This is a genomic window from Streptomyces sp. NBC_00370, from assembly GCF_036084755.1.
Taxonomy (GTDB): Bacteria; Actinomycetota; Actinomycetes; order Streptomycetales; family Streptomycetaceae; genus Streptomyces.
Map to the genome: position 1 here is coordinate 388,863 of NZ_CP107968.1, position 15,520 is coordinate 404,382.

A 15,520-nucleotide genomic window follows, 5' to 3' on the forward strand; every position below is an offset into this window, starting at 1 on the left:
CACCACTAGATTTCGAGAGGGTCGTCATGTTCAACGCACTTGAGGTCGTCACCATCGTGGTCGTCGGCGTGATGGTGGGGGTGGAGTTCGCCGTCGCCTTCGTCATGAACCCGATCTTCAACGCACTCCCCGAGGACAGCGGCCAACTCGCCCACGCCCACGGGGGCCGGATGCTCGGCGCCGTGATGCCGGTCTGGTACATCGGCTCGGTCGTCCTCGTCGCGGCCTGGGCCGTCACCGGATGGCACCACCACGGCGCCGGCCTCGTCGTCACCGCCGGCGCGCTGCTGATACTCAGCGTGATCATGTCGATCCTGCTGCTCGTCCCGATCAACAACCAGGGCAAGACATGGACCCCGGAGAACCGGCCCGACGACTGGAAGGAGCAGCTGAACCGCTGGCTCCGCTTCCACTACGTCCGTGTCGCCGTCATCATCGCCGCCTTCACCCTGCTGGCCACAGCCCGCAGCTGACCCTGCGGAGCCGGCCGGCTCGATGCCGGGAACAGCGGTGGCGAGGTGGGCGGTCAAGGGGTCTGACTGATTTCGGGTCAGGCGGCCGGTCTGGGCCGCGGGTGACGGATCTGCGGATCGCCCAGCGCCTGGCCCAGTCGCCGGTAGGCATGAGCCGCGGAGACCAGCGTCATATGGTGGTGCCAGCCGGGGAAGGAGCGGCCTTCGAAGTCGAGCAGCCCGTGCTCGTCGCTCATCGTCCGGATGGCGTCGGCGGCGCCCGGGTGCAGGCGGACGAGGTCGAGCAGGTCGTCGATACGACGGTGCAGGGCGTTGGTGACCCAGATCCGTCCCTGTCCGGTCGGCAGATGCGTGGCGAAGAAGCGCAGTACCGTGTGCCCGCTGTCCGAAGCATGGGGTTCTGATCCGGTGAGCCAGGCCGTCGACGAGGCGACCCGCACCCTGCGCATGGGGAGGCCGTCCCTGCGTTCGAAGGCCGCGTGCAGTTTGCGGTGTCCGCTTCGCCGCAGTAATTCGCCGACGGGGACCGGGGTCCGGCTGCTGCGCTCGGGCACCACCCGGAGGCCGGCCGGGACCGCGATGATGAACTCCTGATCCCGTGTGCTCAAACCGCGCAGGACGGGAAGCGGGTTCGCGGGGCCCGCCAGGTCCGCGATGACCGGGACCTTGGCGTGCTGGACCTCTGCGTCCAGGGCCCGTACGAGGTCCAGAACGCAGTCGTGCACGGACTGTGCGCGTACGGCGTCCGGGATCCGGGCCCGCTGACGCTGTGCGGGGTCGTCCGTCCAGTCGGGTGGGAGCACGAGGCGCCAGTCGGCTGCGAAAGCTCCCGTGTCCGTGGCGAGGAATATCCCCACCCCTTGCTGACCGTTGACGGTGCGGCCGGACGCGGGGACGAAGCTGCGATGCACGCCGACCGAGTGACTGCCCCGTTTGGGCAGGAACACCGACTCCATGGACCAGGCTCTGACCGGGAGCGCCCCGCCGACCCGGCGCGTGATCTCACGCCGGGCCGGGGCCCAGTCCCAAGGGCTGGCATTGAGGAACTGGCGCAGCGAGTGGGCCGCGGTCGGCAGGGGGGAGACGGTCTCCGCCATTCTGCGCAGCGACTTTTTGCCGCGGGTGACGAGCAGGCCCCTCAGGTAAGTCTCGGCCCACCGACGCTGGTCCGCCCGGGACAGATATCCGAACAGGTCGTCGGAGAAGACGGCGAGAGGGTGACCGTAGGGGGCCGGCTGCCCGGTGGCTTCCTGTGGCATGGCTTGCGACTCCTTGGGATTGCGCGCTCCACGAGTCATCTCCGACGTCGTACGGGCGGACGTGTGTGCCGTCGCCTCGCTACCTGGGCCGGGCGGACGGCCGCCGGTCGGCGAGCCGGTGAAAGGCGTAGGCCGCCGAGACCATGGTCATGTGATGGTGCCAGCCGCGGTAGGACCGGCCTTCGAAGTCGCGCAGCCCGAAGCTGTGTTCCATGGTCCGGGTGTTTTCCTTGGACCGCTGCGTGAGCCTGCTGAGGGCAATGATGTCGTCGACACGGTGTCCGCTGAGGTTGGTGATCCACGCGTGCTTCGCCGTGCCGGAGGGCGACACCTCGGTCAGCAGGCGGACTTGAGGCCCCTGCCCGCCGCGGGAACCTGTCGGGCCGGGGAGCGTCACGAGGCTGGAGACGACCTTCATCGTGTCACGGTGGCCGCAGGGTGCGCTCGCCTGACCGCACCAGCGGCCCAGGGCCAGGGCGGATCCGGCCCGCTTGAAGGCGCTGCGGGCAGCGTGGACGGTACGGGCCGGGCGTCGCTGCCCTGCCGAGTCGAGCACTTCGAGCGAGCCGTCGACCTCGAAGCTGAAGTCGATTCCCCTGGCGGTGAGTTCCGTGACGAACTCGGGCACCTCGGCGAGGTGGGTCAGATCCGCGACCACCGGGACCCGGCCCACCTCCCATTGAGACTCCAGTTCGTCCAGCATGGCGACGAAATCGATCCATTCGACGTTGGCCCGCACGTCGTCCGGTATGTACGCGGACTCCCGCAACGCGCTGTCGGCGAGCCACTTCGACGGCATCAGCAGTCGCCAGTTGACCGGAATGTTCCCGGACGGGACGGCCAGGGCGACCGACAGGCCGATCTGGCAGTTCACCGTGCGGCCGGCTTCGGGAAGGAAGCGCCGCTCCACGCCGACCGAACGGTCGCCGCGCTTGGGTATGGCCACCCGGGACAGCACCCAGGCCTTGGCGGGCTCCCCTTGGCTCACGTAGCGCGCGATGTGGGCCCGAACCGGCTCCCACTCCCACGGGCTCTGGTTGATGAACTGCTGGAGGGACTGGTGGGCAGGGACGGACAGGACGTCCTCGGAGATCCTGCGCACTGATTTCTTGCCCTCGACCACAAGCAGGCCCCGCAGATAGACCTCGGCCCAACGTCGTTGGTCCACTCGGGACATGGAGCGGAAGACGTCGCCTGCGAAGTCGGAGAGGGCGTCCCTGGTGGTCGTCGCCGCCGTACTGGTGGACATGCTTTTCCCCCGGCTGTAGGTGATGGGAACTAGGTAAGAAGGCTGCTCTCTATCGCGCGTGGTCGGCTGGGAATCAGGGCGCCGGAGTCCGGTGACTCCGGCGCCCGGACGGTCAGCTGGAGCGTGCGGCACCGAAGTGGGCGTCGTCGTTGACGCCGCGACGCACCGTGGTGCGTCGGTCGACGATGTTGCTCCAGTCGCGGCCGTACATGTCCTTCAGGGTGACGGGATCGCCCATCAGGTCGTGGGGGTAACCGAGTTCGATCCGGCTGCGCTCGTCGAGACGGCCCAGCTGGTCGGCGGAGAGTACGACGTCGACGCACCCGAGGGAGTCCTCGATCTGCTTCTCCTTGGTGGCCCCCAGAATCGGAATGACGGTCTGCGGCCGGTGCAACAGCCAGGCGAGTGCGACCTGCGCAGGCGACCAGCCGCCTTCCTCGGCGATTGTCACGACCTCGCGGACGACGGCCTCGGTGCCCGGACGGCTGTTGTGTTCGCGCGGTTCGACGGTGAGCCGGCCCGTCCCGCCGGTGAGATATTTGCCGGTGAGAAGACCCTCCGACAAGGCTCCCCAGGCCAGTACCGGGATGTCGAACTGCCGCGCCATCGGCAGCAGTTCGCGCTCAGGTGCCCGCTCCAGCAGGTTGTAGCGGATCTGCAGGCCGACGAACGGAGACCAACCGCGCAGTTCGGCAAGGGTGTTCGCCTGGGCGACCTCCCAGGCCGGCCAGTTGGCGATGCCTACGTAGTGGACCTTGCCGGCCCGCACCTGGTCGTCGAGGGTGCGCATGATCTCGGGCACCGGCGTCAGGGTGTCATGGGCATGGACCCACAGCAGATCGATGTAGTCCGTCCCCAGTCGCCGCAGGCTGGCCTCCAGGGAGGCGGTGAGGTTCTTGCGGTGGTTGCCCGCCGAGTTGATGTCGTCGGGGTCGGTCTGCAGGGTGTACTTGGTGGACACGACGAACCGGTCCCGGCGGCCCTTCAGAATGTCACCCAGGTAGCGCTCGGAGGTGCCGCCGGTGTAGTGGTCCGCCGTGTCGATGAAATTCCCGCCGGCCTCGGCGTAGCGGTCGAGGATGGCCCGGCTTGTCGGCAGTGACGCACCCCATCCCCAGTCCTCGCCGAATGTGACGGTCCCCAGGGCGAGTTCGGAGATCCGCAGTCCTGTCTTACCCAGCAGGGTGTAACGCATATATCCTCCTTCGCCGCGCCGGGATCAGCGCGGCTCGGCAGCTAGCGGGCGACTACGGGGGTGTGCAGCTCGAACAGTTCTACGAGTTCTCCGCTGGGGCCCTTGACGAAGGCGACCCGGGCCTTCGTCTCGGGCTCGCCGTTGAGCACGATGCTGGTCGGCCGGCCGGGCCATTCGTCGAAGGGGAAGGGCCGCCCTCCCGCCGCGAGGCAGTTGGCGTACGCCTCGTCGACGCTGGGCACGATCAGGGCGATGTGCTGGAGGGGACCGGGCAGGGAATCCACGTCGTCGCGGCCGCCGGGGAACAGTTCCAGATAGGTGCCACCGCCGAGTTCGATGTAGAGGGCCCGGCCCTCGTAGATGTGCCGGCAGGGCGGGTCCTGCTCGGAGGACCTGCTCCACTCGTAGATACGCGTGTAGCCGAGGCCGTCCCGGTAGAAGCGCAGCGACTCGTCGATGTCGGCGCACACGAGGGCGACGTGCATCAGTGTCGGGGCGACGGGACGCGACGGGGTGTCCTGCGGTGCCATGCGCTCTCCTTTACAAATGTTCGAGGGGTGGGGTGGGGCTCTTGCCGGGGGACGGGGATCAGACGCCGGTGGGCCGGTCGCGGTGGAGCCACTCCCGCAGGCGTCCTGGCAGCTCCGCCAGCAGGGCCACGGGGGCAGTCAGTGCGACATGACCGTCCGGGCGCACGAGCACGGCGTGCGGAAGGCCGGCCGCCTCGGCCACGGCGACCGGGACGGGTATCTCTCTCGCCGTGGCCTCGGCAGCGGCAAGGCCGGCGCCCGACGGCACAAGGAGGGACCAGCCCAGCCCCGGAGCCATGCCGGGGCGGGGAGGCATGCGGTCGCCCACCGCCGGGCTCGGGCCTTCTCCGCCGCCGTAGGTGACGGAGAGCTGGGCCAGGCGGCTCGCCAGCCAGGCGCGGACCTCCGGCAGTTGTCCTGCGGCACCGAGGACGTCGTTGCGCATCCGGATCTTGTCGGGGTCGCTCATGGTGGAGATGTCGTGGAGCTGGGCGGCGAAGGCGAGCAGCCCCTGTGCCATGGGCCGCCGTTCGGCGTTGTACGTGCGCAGGAGCGTCGGTGAGGCCTCTCCCCTGGCCACGGCCGCGAGCTTCCAGGCCAGGTTGAAAGCGTCCTGAAGTCCTGTGTTCATGCCTTGGGCGCCGACCGGACTGTGCACGTGGGCGGCGTCTCCGACCAGGAAGACAGGACCCTCTCCGAAGGTATCGGCGAGACGATGGCGCACCCGCCACGTGGACGACATCCGCAACTCCCTGACCTTGGCGCCCGCCGCGCTGGGGCCGCGGGACTCCAGGAGGGCCTGTACCGCACGCTCGTCGGGCGCCGGTGTGTCGTCGTCGACGAGTGCGACGGCACGGTAGGTATCTCCCTCCAGTCGGGAGACGGCAAGCAGACCGGACGGCGAGAAGAAGAAGGTGATCTCCCCCTCAGGGCCGGACCAGTCCATGGTGAACTCGATGAGGGCGAAGTTGTGGGGCTTCTCGTGGCCGGTGAACGGGATACCGGACTGCTCACGGACGGTGCTGTGCACTCCGTCGCACCCCACTACCCAGCGCGCCCGCAGGGCTCGTACCTCGCCGGTCTCTTCACTGCTGACCAGTGCGTTCATCCCGGGGAACAGTTCGTTCAGGGCAAACACGGTGGTGCGCCGATGCACCCTGCCGCCGAGTTGGACGAGCCGTTCCTCGAGAACCTCCTCGGTGGTCTGCTGCGGGACCGCGAGGACGAAGGGATAAGGCGTGTCCAGTTCGTCGAAGGGAGTGTGGATCACACTGCGCTCTCCGTCCCGTGCGGTGAAGGAACGTCCCGGCCTCCCCCTCTCGATCAGTGCGTCGGCGGCTCCGATGGTGGCGAGCGATTCAAGGGTGCGGGCGTGGACGGCCGCCGCACGCGAGTGGACGGCGTTGCTTGCCGCCCGATCCACCAGAACGTAATCCACGCCCTGGCTGTGCAGCGCGCAGGCCAGGGCCAGGCCGGTCGGCCCCGCGCCGACAATCAGCACGTCCGTACTGCTGGGCAACGTCGAATTGTTCTGATGGTCCGGCATATTGCGCTCCAATCATGCAGTCGTTGACCTCTCGCCCGCCGAATTCGTGATTCCGCCTAAACGGTCGGGCTCGGGCCGCGCGAGCTGGGCGCTGCAAGTATCGGGAGCCTCAGAAGCCTCTCGCAACGGCAACTGTACAAAGTCACAAGATCACTCAGGCTTACCGTGTCGCCAACTCGGCGCCAGGCCAATCAATTCCGATGCGACTTTGGAAGATCCACGCCTTTGTTTCCGGCCGGTAAGACCGGCGCGCGTACGGCCCGGACTGCAATACAGCTTTCAACGAAATCATGGACGGCGGACGGGGGTTGGTCGTTCAGCGGCCAGACCACCCCCACGTCGCTGGGCGCGACCCCGGTCAGCGGGCGGTAGATGACGTCGGGCCGCTGGTAGAAGGAGGCGGTGGCCATGGGGGTGAGGCTGATGCCGTAGCCGCCGGCGACCGCGTGCAGCCATTCGTCCGGACTGCGCGCCACCGTGCCGATACGTACAGGCCGGCCCCGGCGCTCCTCCGTCGCGAGCCAGTAGTCGCGCCACCAACCGGACTCCTCCGGGACGGCGACGAAGGGCTCGTCGAGTACGTCGTCGAAGGCGACTTCACGCTGATGGGCGAGACGATGACCGACCGGCAGGGCGATCCAGCGGGGCTCGGTGATCAGTACTTCGTGCCGGAAGCGCTCCTGCCCCGGGAAGGGCAGCCGCAGCAGCGCGACGTCGACGTCCCCCGTGGCGAGACCGGCGGTGGGGTCGCTCCACTGCGTCTGCCGCATCTCGACCCGCCATCGCGGTCGTCGCCCGGCGAACTCGGCGAGGATCGACTGCGTGTCCTCGTTGGCGGCGCTGGCCACGAAGCCGACCCGCAGGACGCGTACGGTGTCACGAGCCGCCCCACGTGTGCGATGCACCAGGTCGTCCCAGTCCGCGAGGAGCTCCGGCAGCCGCGTGGCGAGCTCCGCGCCGGCGGGAGTCAACTCCATTCCGTGACGGCTCCGGCTGAACAGCCGCACACCCATGAGAGTTTCAAGTTTTCTTATTTGTTTCGTCAACGAAGGTTGCGTGATGAAAAGCAGTTTCGCGGTGCGGGTCAGGTTTCCCTCCCGCGCCAGCTCCTCGAAGTGACGTAGAAGTCTCGTATCGATATCCATGCGTTCACGTCATCATGAAAGTTATTGGACAGGACTTGGGCACTTCCGCGATCCTTTTTGCAGAGACATTATTGGTGCCCGGGAACAAGACTTTCCGTGGCCGGTAGAGATAGGGAGTAGTCATGAGCTTTGAGCTGAGTCTCGGGACCGCGGGCAGCAGCACCGTCGTACGTATGGCGGGCGAGGATCACGATGTCGAGACGGTGCGCTCGGTCCTGGACCGGGCCGTCCGGCAGGTCACCCGACGCCTGGTGATCGATGTGCACGACTCGGATCTCCTGCCGAGCGGCGCGGTGAGGTGCCTGGCTGTGGCCGGCCAGCAGGTGCCGCAGTCGGCCGAAGTGGTGGTCGAGGGAGCCTCACCGGCGCTCATGTCCCAGCTACGGCTGGCCGGCCTCGACCGTTCGATGACCATCGTCCACCGCGAGCCGAACGCGCTCGCCACCGCGTGACCTTGGTGCCCACCGCACCGTCGGCGGCTTCCCGCTCCCGCACACGCGGCGCGGGAAGCCGCCGGCCCCCTCGCGGACTCACACTCCCCCGGCGACGAGCAGCAGGCTCGCGTGGGCGCCCAGCGTCCAGTGTGTGTCGCCGCAGAGGGGTTCCTCACCCACCTCGTGTCCGTCCTGGTGGGCCGGGGAGCCGGTGTCGGCGAAGACATGCCATCGCAGACCGGGCGGCGGCTCGGGAAGTCGTACGGTCCGTTCGGAGCCACCCGCGTTGACCGCCAGGTAGACACAGTCCGCGGGAGCGTCGTCACGGTCCTCGTGGAGCATCGCAGCGAGCAGCGTCGAGCCCTCCGACCAGTCCGGTTCCCACGGCTCCTCCCCGTGCCAGCTGACCGGGGGGCAGGGCGCGCCGGGCGCGACCCGGCTGTCCGGATGTACGGTGCGGCGGAGCACCGGGTGCGCGTGGCGCAGCGCTATGGCGCGCCGGGTGAAGCCGAGGAGCCCGGCATGCGCGACGCGGTGGTTCCAGTCGACCCAGCCGAGCGGGCCGTCCTGGCCGTAGGTGTTGTTGTTGCCGTGCTGGGTGCGTCCGAATTCGTCGCCGGCCAGGATCATGGGCACGCCGTGACTCGCCAGGAGCAACAGGAGAGCGTTGCGGGCCTGCTGGGCGCGCAGCCGCAGGACGGCGGGGTCGTCGGTGGGGCCTTCGTGTCCGCAGTTCCAGCTCTCCTCGTCCGGGATGCCGTCCTTTCCGTCCTCGCCGTTGGGCTCGTTGTGGCGGTGGTCGTAGGAGGTCCAGTCGGCCAGGGTCAGCCCGTCGTGGCAGGTGATGTAGTTGACCGAGGCGGTGGCGCCGCGTTCCCGATAGAGGTCGGGTGAGCCGACCAGCCGGGTGGCGAACTCTCCCGCCGAGCCGGGCCGGCCCAGGAGGAAGCGCCGGATGGCGTCGCGGTAGCGCATGTTCCATTCGCTCCACCGCCCGTAGGCGGGGAAGGAGCCGATTTGGTGGACGCCGGCGGCGTCCGTTGCCTCGGCGATGAGCACGCAGTGAGCCAGGGCCGGGTCGCGAGCGATGGCCTCGACGAGCGGTGGGTCGGACAGCGGCCGGCCGTCGGTCCCCCGGGTGAGGATGGCCGCCATGTCGAACCGGAAGCCGTCGACGCGGTACTCGGTGGCCCAGTGGCGCAGGCTGTCCAGGATGAGGGTGCGGGTCACCGGGTGGTTGCAGTTGACGGTGTTGCCGGTGGCGGTGAGGTTGAGGGGGCGGCCCGCGTCGTCCAGCAGGTAGTAGGCGGACTCGTCCAGGCCGCGCAGGGACAGGGTGGGGCCGCGGTGGTCGCCCTCGGCCGTGTGGTTGTACACGACGTCGAGAATGACCGCGATGCCTGCCGCGTGCATCGCTTTGACCAGCGACTTCAGCTCGCGGGAGGCGTCTCCCTGGCCGGTTCGCGACGCGTAGCCCGCTTTTGGCGCGAAGAAGCCGACGCTGTTGTAGCCCCAGAAGTTGCGCAGTGGCTTGCCGGTAGCCGGCGACACGAACGTGTTGTCCGTCTCGTCGAACTCGAAGACGGGCAGCAACTCGACGCAGTTGACGCCGAGTTCCCTCAGGTACGGGATCTTTTCGCGCAGGCCGGCGTACGTACCCGGGGAGGTCACCGCGGCGGAGGCGTGCCGGGTGTACCCCCGCACGTGTGTCTCGTAGATGATCAGGTCGCCGTGCGGAATGCGCGGCGGGCGGTCGTCGCCCCAGTCGAAGTCGGTCGGGGCGACGGCGGACCGGTAGCGGGGGCGTTGGCCCCACTCCCCCGCACCGGTCAACTCCGTGGCGTAGGGGTCGAGCAGGACGGGCGAGAGTCCGCCGGAGGTGTACGCGACGCGGTAGCCGTAATGGAAGCGGTCGGTGTCCAGTCGCCGCACGGTGGCGGTGAACAGCGTGCCGAACCGGCCGCCTTCGGGGAACGGCAGTTCGGCGACGATAGTGCCGTCCACCGCGTCCATGAGCACCAGCCACGCGGCGCGTGCGCCGTTGGCGTGGAAGGCGAAGTTGACGCCGCCGGGCACGGGGCTCGCGCCGAGCGGCCAGGCCCGCCCGGCGGCGATGTGCCACCGGGCGGAGGCCGGGAGAAGATCGCTGGTGACCATGGTGTGGGCCCCCTTAATGTCGCACCGGACGCAGCCGTGCCTTTACCCGCAGCCGTTGGTCGCTCGCGGGCAGGCGTACCGCCATCGTCTCGGCGTCGAAGTCGTGGTAGGGCGCCCCGTCGATCAGCACCTGGTCCAGGACGACGTGGCCCGACGGGAAGACGTCGGGGGCGACGCGCAGCAGGCCGTCCGGGAAGCGGGCGCCGGGTTCGGGGCAGAAGTACAGGTCGAGCGGTTCACGGTTGATCAGGAGCTGGGTGTACACCTCGGCCAGAAAGCAGAGTTCGGCCTTGTGGTACATGGCCATGGCATGGCTGCCCTTGAGCCGCTCGTTGCCGACGAGGAACGGCATGCCTTGGGCCAGGACGGTGAAGAAGACTCCGCCTTCGTCGTGGTCGAGGAAGAAGGCGTTGTAGAAGGCGGAGGATTCCCGTGCGTGGGTGAGGAAGTCCTCCCGGTTCGTGCTGCCGGCCAGGATCAGGTAGGCGAGGATCGCCTGCTCCTGCTGCCACCACGTCTTGCGGTCGTGCCAGACGAAGGGGTGGCGTCCGTTCTGTGCGCGTCGCTCCAGCACGTCGTACCAGCCGCCGCGCTGCGCGTCTCGGCCCACGCCGGGCATGGTGCTGCCGATGTGCTCGGCCAGCGCCCGGTACTCCCTTTTGGGCAGCGTGCCCTGCATCCGCATGAGGTTCCACGCGATCTTGAGGTTGTGGCCCACCACCGCGCGGTCCCGCTGCCAGCCCCACTCGCGGTCCGGCGTCCAGTCCGCGTGGAACCTCTCCTGGACGAAGGGGCTGGTGTCGTCGGGCATGTGTGTGACGATCATGTCGAACGTGTGCTCAAGCATGTCGCGGTAGCGCTTTTCGCCGGTCGCCAGGAACAGGTTGAACAGATAGGCCGGCGCGTGGTCACCGACCGAGTTCCAGTTCTTCCGGGCGCGGTTCGGACCGAGACTCTCGTGGTGGGCGCTGAGCGTGACCGGGTCGATGTGGGAGTAGTACCCGCCCAACTGCCGGTCGGCGAAGTACTTCTCGAACAGCCGGACGGTGCCGTCGATGTCCGTGAGGATCCGCGGGGAGCCGGTCAGGCGATAGGTCTGGGTGAGACCGACCAGGGCGTAGATCTGCTCGTAGGCGGGGATGGCTTGGTAGTCGTCACCGAACTCGGAGGCGAAGAGCTGGTGTTCACGGCCGCCCGTGACATCGATGCCGTGGTACCAGTACACGACGCCTTCGTCCGGGTCGACGAAGCGCATGTGGTCGTGGAGGTAGCGTGCCCCCTTTTCGGCGACTTCGAGAGACTTCTCGTCGCCGGTCAGCATGTATGCGCTGGCCATGCCGTAGACCATGCGGGAGATGGTGTCCGTCTCCTGGACGTGCTGCTCGGTCTTGCCTCCGGTGCCGCTGATCACCGTCCGGTAGTCCCCGAAGTCGACGGGAGCCTCGCCGAACTGGGAGCGCCGGTAGAAGTCCGCGATGCGGGCCAGTTGCTCGCGCCACCAGCCGGGGCGCTCGAAGGGCCAGCCGGCGCCGTCCTCGTCGCCGACGAAGATCAGTTGTGCCGCCTGGAATCGCAGGCCGCCCGCTTCGGGGTACACCGGCCCGTAACAGAAGAGGAACGTGCCGGGCCGCAGCAACTCGTGCAGGTGGCCGCTGACGTCGTCGTACGGCTCGCCCAGGTTCCGCAGCCGCTGCCCGTGTGTGGTGTCGGTCAGGTGGACGATCACCCGCCGGTCGTCGAGAGTGCGGAGGTCGAGTTCGGAACCGCGCCGTTCGACCACGTAGCCGGCGGTGGTTTCGGAGAAGGAGAACGGGATCTTCGCGGACGCGGGCGTGGTCATGCCGCCTCCTGTTCCGGCACGGATCGCGCCGCCTGCTCGGCGGACTCGTCCAGGAGTTCGATCACGGCACGGGCGAGGAGGTGGCATTCGGCCACCGTGCGTCCGGTCACCAGATCGTTGTCGGCGACGACGTCCTGGTTGGTGTAGACGGCCCCCATGTTGCGGACGTCGCCGACCAGGTTGTTGTGGCAGGTGACGGGGCGCCCGGCGATCAGCTCAGGGGCCGCCGAGAGCAGTGACAGCGCATGGCAGGAGAACGCCTTGAGCAACCTGGGCAGTCGGAAGGCACGGCGCATCAAGTCGATCGCGGGCGCGGGTGTGTTCACGTCCTCACTGAAGCGGAGCCGGTCGGAGACCATGCCGGAGGGGACCAGCAGGGCGGAGTAACGGGAGAGTTCGGTGTAGTCGAGCTCTTCGAGGTCGCCGCTGACGGTGAGCGGTGCGCGCTGCTCGTGCCCGGTGAAGGTGAGTGAGGGATTTCCCCACAGCCTGGTGAGCAGGACGACCTCGGCGCCCTCCTCCGCGAACCGGTGCTGGTAGTAGGAGATCTCCTCTTCCACGAAGTCGCTCTCGACGAGGATCCCGATGCGCCGGCCGTCCAGTCGTGGGCGCGGCATGACGAGGCTGGGGGGCATGGTGTCTTCCTTGGCTGGTCGGTGGACGGAGAAAGGGCGGGCCCGGCACGGAACACGTGCGACGGGCCCGCCCGGTGGTTCACGTGCGTGCCTACACCAGTGCGGCGGAGGCCGGGGTGAGCGAGGGCTCGGGGTGCAGTCCGGTGACGGTGATGACGCGGATCCGGGGGACCCCGTCGCACAGCACCACCCACCATTCCTGGCTGAGGTGGCCGGCTTCGGGGGACGGGGAGGTGACGACCACCTGGGCGTGCACGGGCGAGGTGAGCGTCACCTCCAGGACTCCGCCGCCGAGCGGGAGACCGGTGAGCAGGTGGTGGGCGCCGTCCCGGCACCACTGGGTGAACTCTTCGACGCCGCGTACGATGCGCTCCGGCAGTTCCAGGCGCATCCCGTTGGCGAGGTGGGCGGTGAGTTCTTCCGGAACGGCGCCGCCGCGCAGTCTGCGCAGCCAGTCCCGGACCAGGTTCTCGGCCTTCGACGCGGTGAGGGCGAGACCTTGCGAGTCGGCACGCGGCGGTGCCTCGGTCGATGTCACGGACATCAGTCCACCACCAGATCTACGAGGAACGGGCCGTTGTGGGCCCACATCTGCGTGATGGCGTCTTCGATCTGATCGCGCTTCTCGACCCGGCGGGCCGTGACTCCCAGGGACTCGCTCAGGGCGGTGAAGTCGATGGCGGGCCGGCTCAGGTCGAAGGCGTCCGGGACGGAATGGGGGGCGATGCCCTGCTCGGCCCAGTACTCCCCGATGTTCAGGTCGAGGAGCCGGTAGCGTCCGTTGTTGCAGATCACGAACTTGGCGTCGATGCCTTCGCGGGCCGCGGTCCAGAGCGCCTGGAAGGTGTACATGCTGCCGCCGTCACCGGTAAAGCCGATCACGGGTAGTTCCGGGCGGGCCAGTTTGAGTCCGAGCGCGCCGGGGATCCCTACGCCGAGTGATCCTCCGCGCGTCTGGAAGAAGCGGCCGGGCTGTCGTGGCGGCAGATGGGTGGCGAGCGGGCCACCGGAGGTGAGCGCCTCGTCGAACACCGCCAGCCCCGCCGGGGACCGCTCGGCCAGGACCCTGGCGAAGGTCTCCATCAAAGGCTCGTCGTCCGGCGCCGGCAGTGGCCTGGCGAGCGGCGGCGACGGAGGGACGATCCGTGGCCCTGGGCCCAGTGCCCGGCCGAGGTCGGCGAGGGCGAGTGCGGGGTCCGCGACCAGACCGACGTCGACGGGGAAGTTCTTCGCGATCTCGTAGGCGTCCAGGTCGATGTGGACGATCCGGGTGCCGTCGGCGAAGGGACTTCCCAGGTGCGGGAAGACCTCGGGGAACACATAGGTGCCGACGACGAGCACGGCGTCGGCGTCCGCGACGACCCGGGCGCTGTCCTTGCCGAACATGTGCCCGGTCAGCCCGGCGTAGAGCGGATGGCGGGTGTCGAAGTTGACCTCGGACGAGTTGACACCCCACACGCGGGCCCCCAACCGCTCGGCGACTGCGGTGAGTTGTTCCTGCGCACCGCTGGCTGCGATGCCGTCGCCCATGAGGATCACCGGCCGGCGCGCGTCGCGAAGCAGCCGGGCCGCCTCTTCGACGGCCTGCGGTGCCGGCGCGGACCGCGTGTCGGGGAGGGACGTGGGTGTCGCCGGTTCCGTCGTCATCTCGTCCATGACGTCCGCGGGCAGGACGACGACGACCGGGCCGCGCGGCGGGGTCATGGCGATCTTCACCGCCCTGCGCAGGACCCGTAGCGTGGACCGCGGATCGACCACCCTGGTGGCGTACTTGGTCACAGGATCGGCCATGGCCACCAGGTCGGCGGCCATCTGCCCGTCCATGGCGTCGTAGCGTATGCCCGCCTCACCCACGAGCACCACCAGCGGTGAACCGCCCCGCTTCGCCTGATAGAGCATGCCGATACCGTTGCCGAGTCCCACTCCGCTGTGCAGTTGGACGAGGCCCGGACGCTGGGTGGCGCGGGCGTAGCCGTCGGCCATACCGACGGCCACGCCCTCGTGCAGCGCCAGGACGTAGGAGAGGTCGCCGGCGCGGTCGCCCTCGTCGAGGAAGCCCTGCTCCACCGTCCCTGGATTGCCGAACATGTAGCTGATGCCGTCAGCCGCGAATTGCTCGAAGATTGCGGATTTCCCAGGCCTGGCAGGCATAGCGGGAATCCTTTCCGAAGGTAGGGGATATTACCAGCCGTAGCGGCGCAGACCGTCTTCCAAGGTCTCCACCAGCTTTTCTCCGCCGAGAATCGAGTCCGGCGTCGAACGGGCCGTCACGAAGGGATAATCGACAAGGACAGACGTCTCCTTGCCCACATTCCCGTGGAACGCTCCTTCCGGCCCCGTGGCGTCCCGCAGGATGTACTCGAGCGGGTACGGCGGCGGGCCCATGTTGAAGTCCACCCCGATGAATCCAGTGCCGTCCTTGTAGTCGTACTCCTTGGGGTGACCGGTGACGTGCCTGCCCCACAGGATGCTCTCGCGGCTTTCCAGATCGCGAGCGAAGGCGAGGACGGCCACGCCGTAGCACTCGGCGAGGATCGGCTTGTCGGCGGCGGTGAAGGCGAGAACCACCTCGTGCAGCCGCTCGTTGTTGGCAAGGTCCACGATGGGGCCGGAGCCGCCGACGATGACGAGGGCATCGAAGCCCGACACCAGGTCGGTCAGCGAGGAGTCGAGTCGGCGGTGATAGTTCTCCAGCTCACGCAGGTGGTTCAGGGAGCTGTAATAGGGGCGCTCCGGCACCAGGTCCTGCAGGCTCAGCGGGTTGTCCAGGCGGGAGGACGCGTCGAGCTCGGACGCCCGGCGTGCCATGTCCCGAGTGGTGACCGACCTGCCCAGCGGAGGGTCGATGTACTCCGGGTCGACGCTCGGCGGGAGCGCCTGCGCCCGCTTCCCGGTCGGCGTCATGAACGTCACCTGGTAGCGGTGCTTGTCGAAGGCCTCGATCGGGCCGACGAGTTCCTCCCCCCAATAACCGTACTCGGACAGGACGACAAGAATCCTCTTCGACATTATCTTCTCCGTCGTTTGCGGAAGGAGATACCTTCCGGAATGCTCCGC

Annotated in this window: 14 protein-coding genes; 2 read left to right on the plus strand and 12 right to left on the minus strand. The window is 68.4% G+C overall.

The features are described from left to right. Positions 1-26 precede the first annotated feature (26 nt). A complete protein-coding gene (locus tag OHS57_RS01740; protein ID WP_328580703.1) occupies positions 27-473 on the plus strand; it encodes a DUF1772 domain-containing protein in 447 nt (148 codons plus the stop codon). Between the two features lie 77 nt (positions 474-550). On the opposite strand, the gene OHS57_RS01745 is transcribed toward OHS57_RS01740, so the two are convergent. The 6 genes from OHS57_RS01745 to OHS57_RS01770 form a co-directional block, all read right to left on the minus strand. Further along, positions 551-1,732, minus strand: coding sequence for an IS701 family transposase (locus tag OHS57_RS01745; RefSeq protein WP_328580704.1), 1,182 nt, complete (start codon positions 1,730-1,732; stop codon positions 551-553). Positions 1,733-1,811: 79 nt separating this feature from the next. Next, positions 1,812-2,981: an IS701 family transposase gene (locus OHS57_RS01750; RefSeq protein ID WP_328580705.1), complete on the minus strand. Its 1,170-nt coding sequence runs from the start codon at positions 2,979-2,981 to the stop codon at positions 1,812-1,814. 112 nt (positions 2,982-3,093) lie between these two features. Next, a complete protein-coding gene (locus OHS57_RS01755; RefSeq protein WP_328580706.1) occupies positions 3,094-4,176 on the minus strand; it encodes an aldo/keto reductase in 1,083 nt (360 codons plus the stop codon). Positions 4,177-4,217: 41 nt separating this feature from the next. Beyond that, positions 4,218-4,706, minus strand: a complete 489-nt coding sequence (locus OHS57_RS01760) for a VOC family protein (RefSeq protein WP_041999540.1) — start codon at positions 4,704-4,706, stop codon at positions 4,218-4,220. A gap of 58 nt (positions 4,707-4,764) precedes the next feature. Further along, positions 4,765-6,225 (minus strand): FAD-dependent monooxygenase, encoded by a 1,461-nt coding sequence (locus OHS57_RS01765; protein WP_157874486.1) that lies wholly within the window; start codon positions 6,223-6,225, stop codon positions 4,765-4,767. A 218-nt stretch (positions 6,226-6,443) separates the two neighbouring features. Continuing rightward, positions 6,444-7,397 (minus strand): LysR family transcriptional regulator, encoded by a 954-nt coding sequence (locus OHS57_RS01770; protein WP_328580707.1) that lies wholly within the window; start codon positions 7,395-7,397, stop codon positions 6,444-6,446. 122 nt (positions 7,398-7,519) lie between these two features. Here OHS57_RS01770 and OHS57_RS01775 point away from each other — a divergent pair, with 122 nt between their 5' ends. Then, a complete protein-coding gene (locus OHS57_RS01775; protein WP_041999537.1) occupies positions 7,520-7,849 on the plus strand; it encodes an STAS domain-containing protein in 330 nt (109 codons plus the stop codon). Between the two features lie 78 nt (positions 7,850-7,927). Here OHS57_RS01775 and OHS57_RS01780 read toward each other — a convergent pair whose 3' ends face one another. From OHS57_RS01780 to OHS57_RS01805, 6 genes are all read right to left on the minus strand, one after another. Next, on the minus strand, positions 7,928-9,988 hold the full coding sequence (locus OHS57_RS01780) for a glycogen debranching protein (protein WP_328580708.1): 2,061 nt from the start codon (positions 9,986-9,988) through the stop codon (positions 7,928-7,930). Between the two features lie 13 nt (positions 9,989-10,001). Beyond that, positions 10,002-11,828 carry an AGE family epimerase/isomerase gene (locus OHS57_RS01785; RefSeq protein WP_328580709.1) on the minus strand — a complete coding sequence of 609 codons (1,827 nt, stop codon included), beginning with the start codon at positions 11,826-11,828 and terminating at the stop codon, positions 10,002-10,004. Then, entirely contained in the window at positions 11,825-12,463 is a 639-nt protein-coding gene (locus OHS57_RS01790) for a DJ-1/PfpI family protein (RefSeq protein WP_328580710.1), read from the minus strand. Before OHS57_RS01790 ends, OHS57_RS01785 begins: the two co-directional genes overlap by 4 nt. A 91-nt stretch (positions 12,464-12,554) precedes the next feature. After that, positions 12,555-13,007 carry a hypothetical protein gene (locus OHS57_RS01795; protein WP_041999525.1) on the minus strand — a complete coding sequence of 151 codons (453 nt, stop codon included), beginning with the start codon at positions 13,005-13,007 and terminating at the stop codon, positions 12,555-12,557. Further along, complete coding sequence (locus OHS57_RS01800) at positions 13,007-14,614, minus strand: thiamine pyrophosphate-binding protein (RefSeq protein ID WP_328580711.1); 1,608 nt, start codon at positions 14,612-14,614, stop codon at positions 13,007-13,009. Before OHS57_RS01800 ends, OHS57_RS01795 begins: the two co-directional genes overlap by 1 nt. 30 nt (positions 14,615-14,644) lie before the next feature. Then, positions 14,645-15,472, minus strand: a complete 828-nt coding sequence (locus tag OHS57_RS01805; protein WP_041999518.1) for a type 1 glutamine amidotransferase domain-containing protein — start codon at positions 15,470-15,472, stop codon at positions 14,645-14,647. Positions 15,473-15,520: the final 48 nt, after the last annotated feature.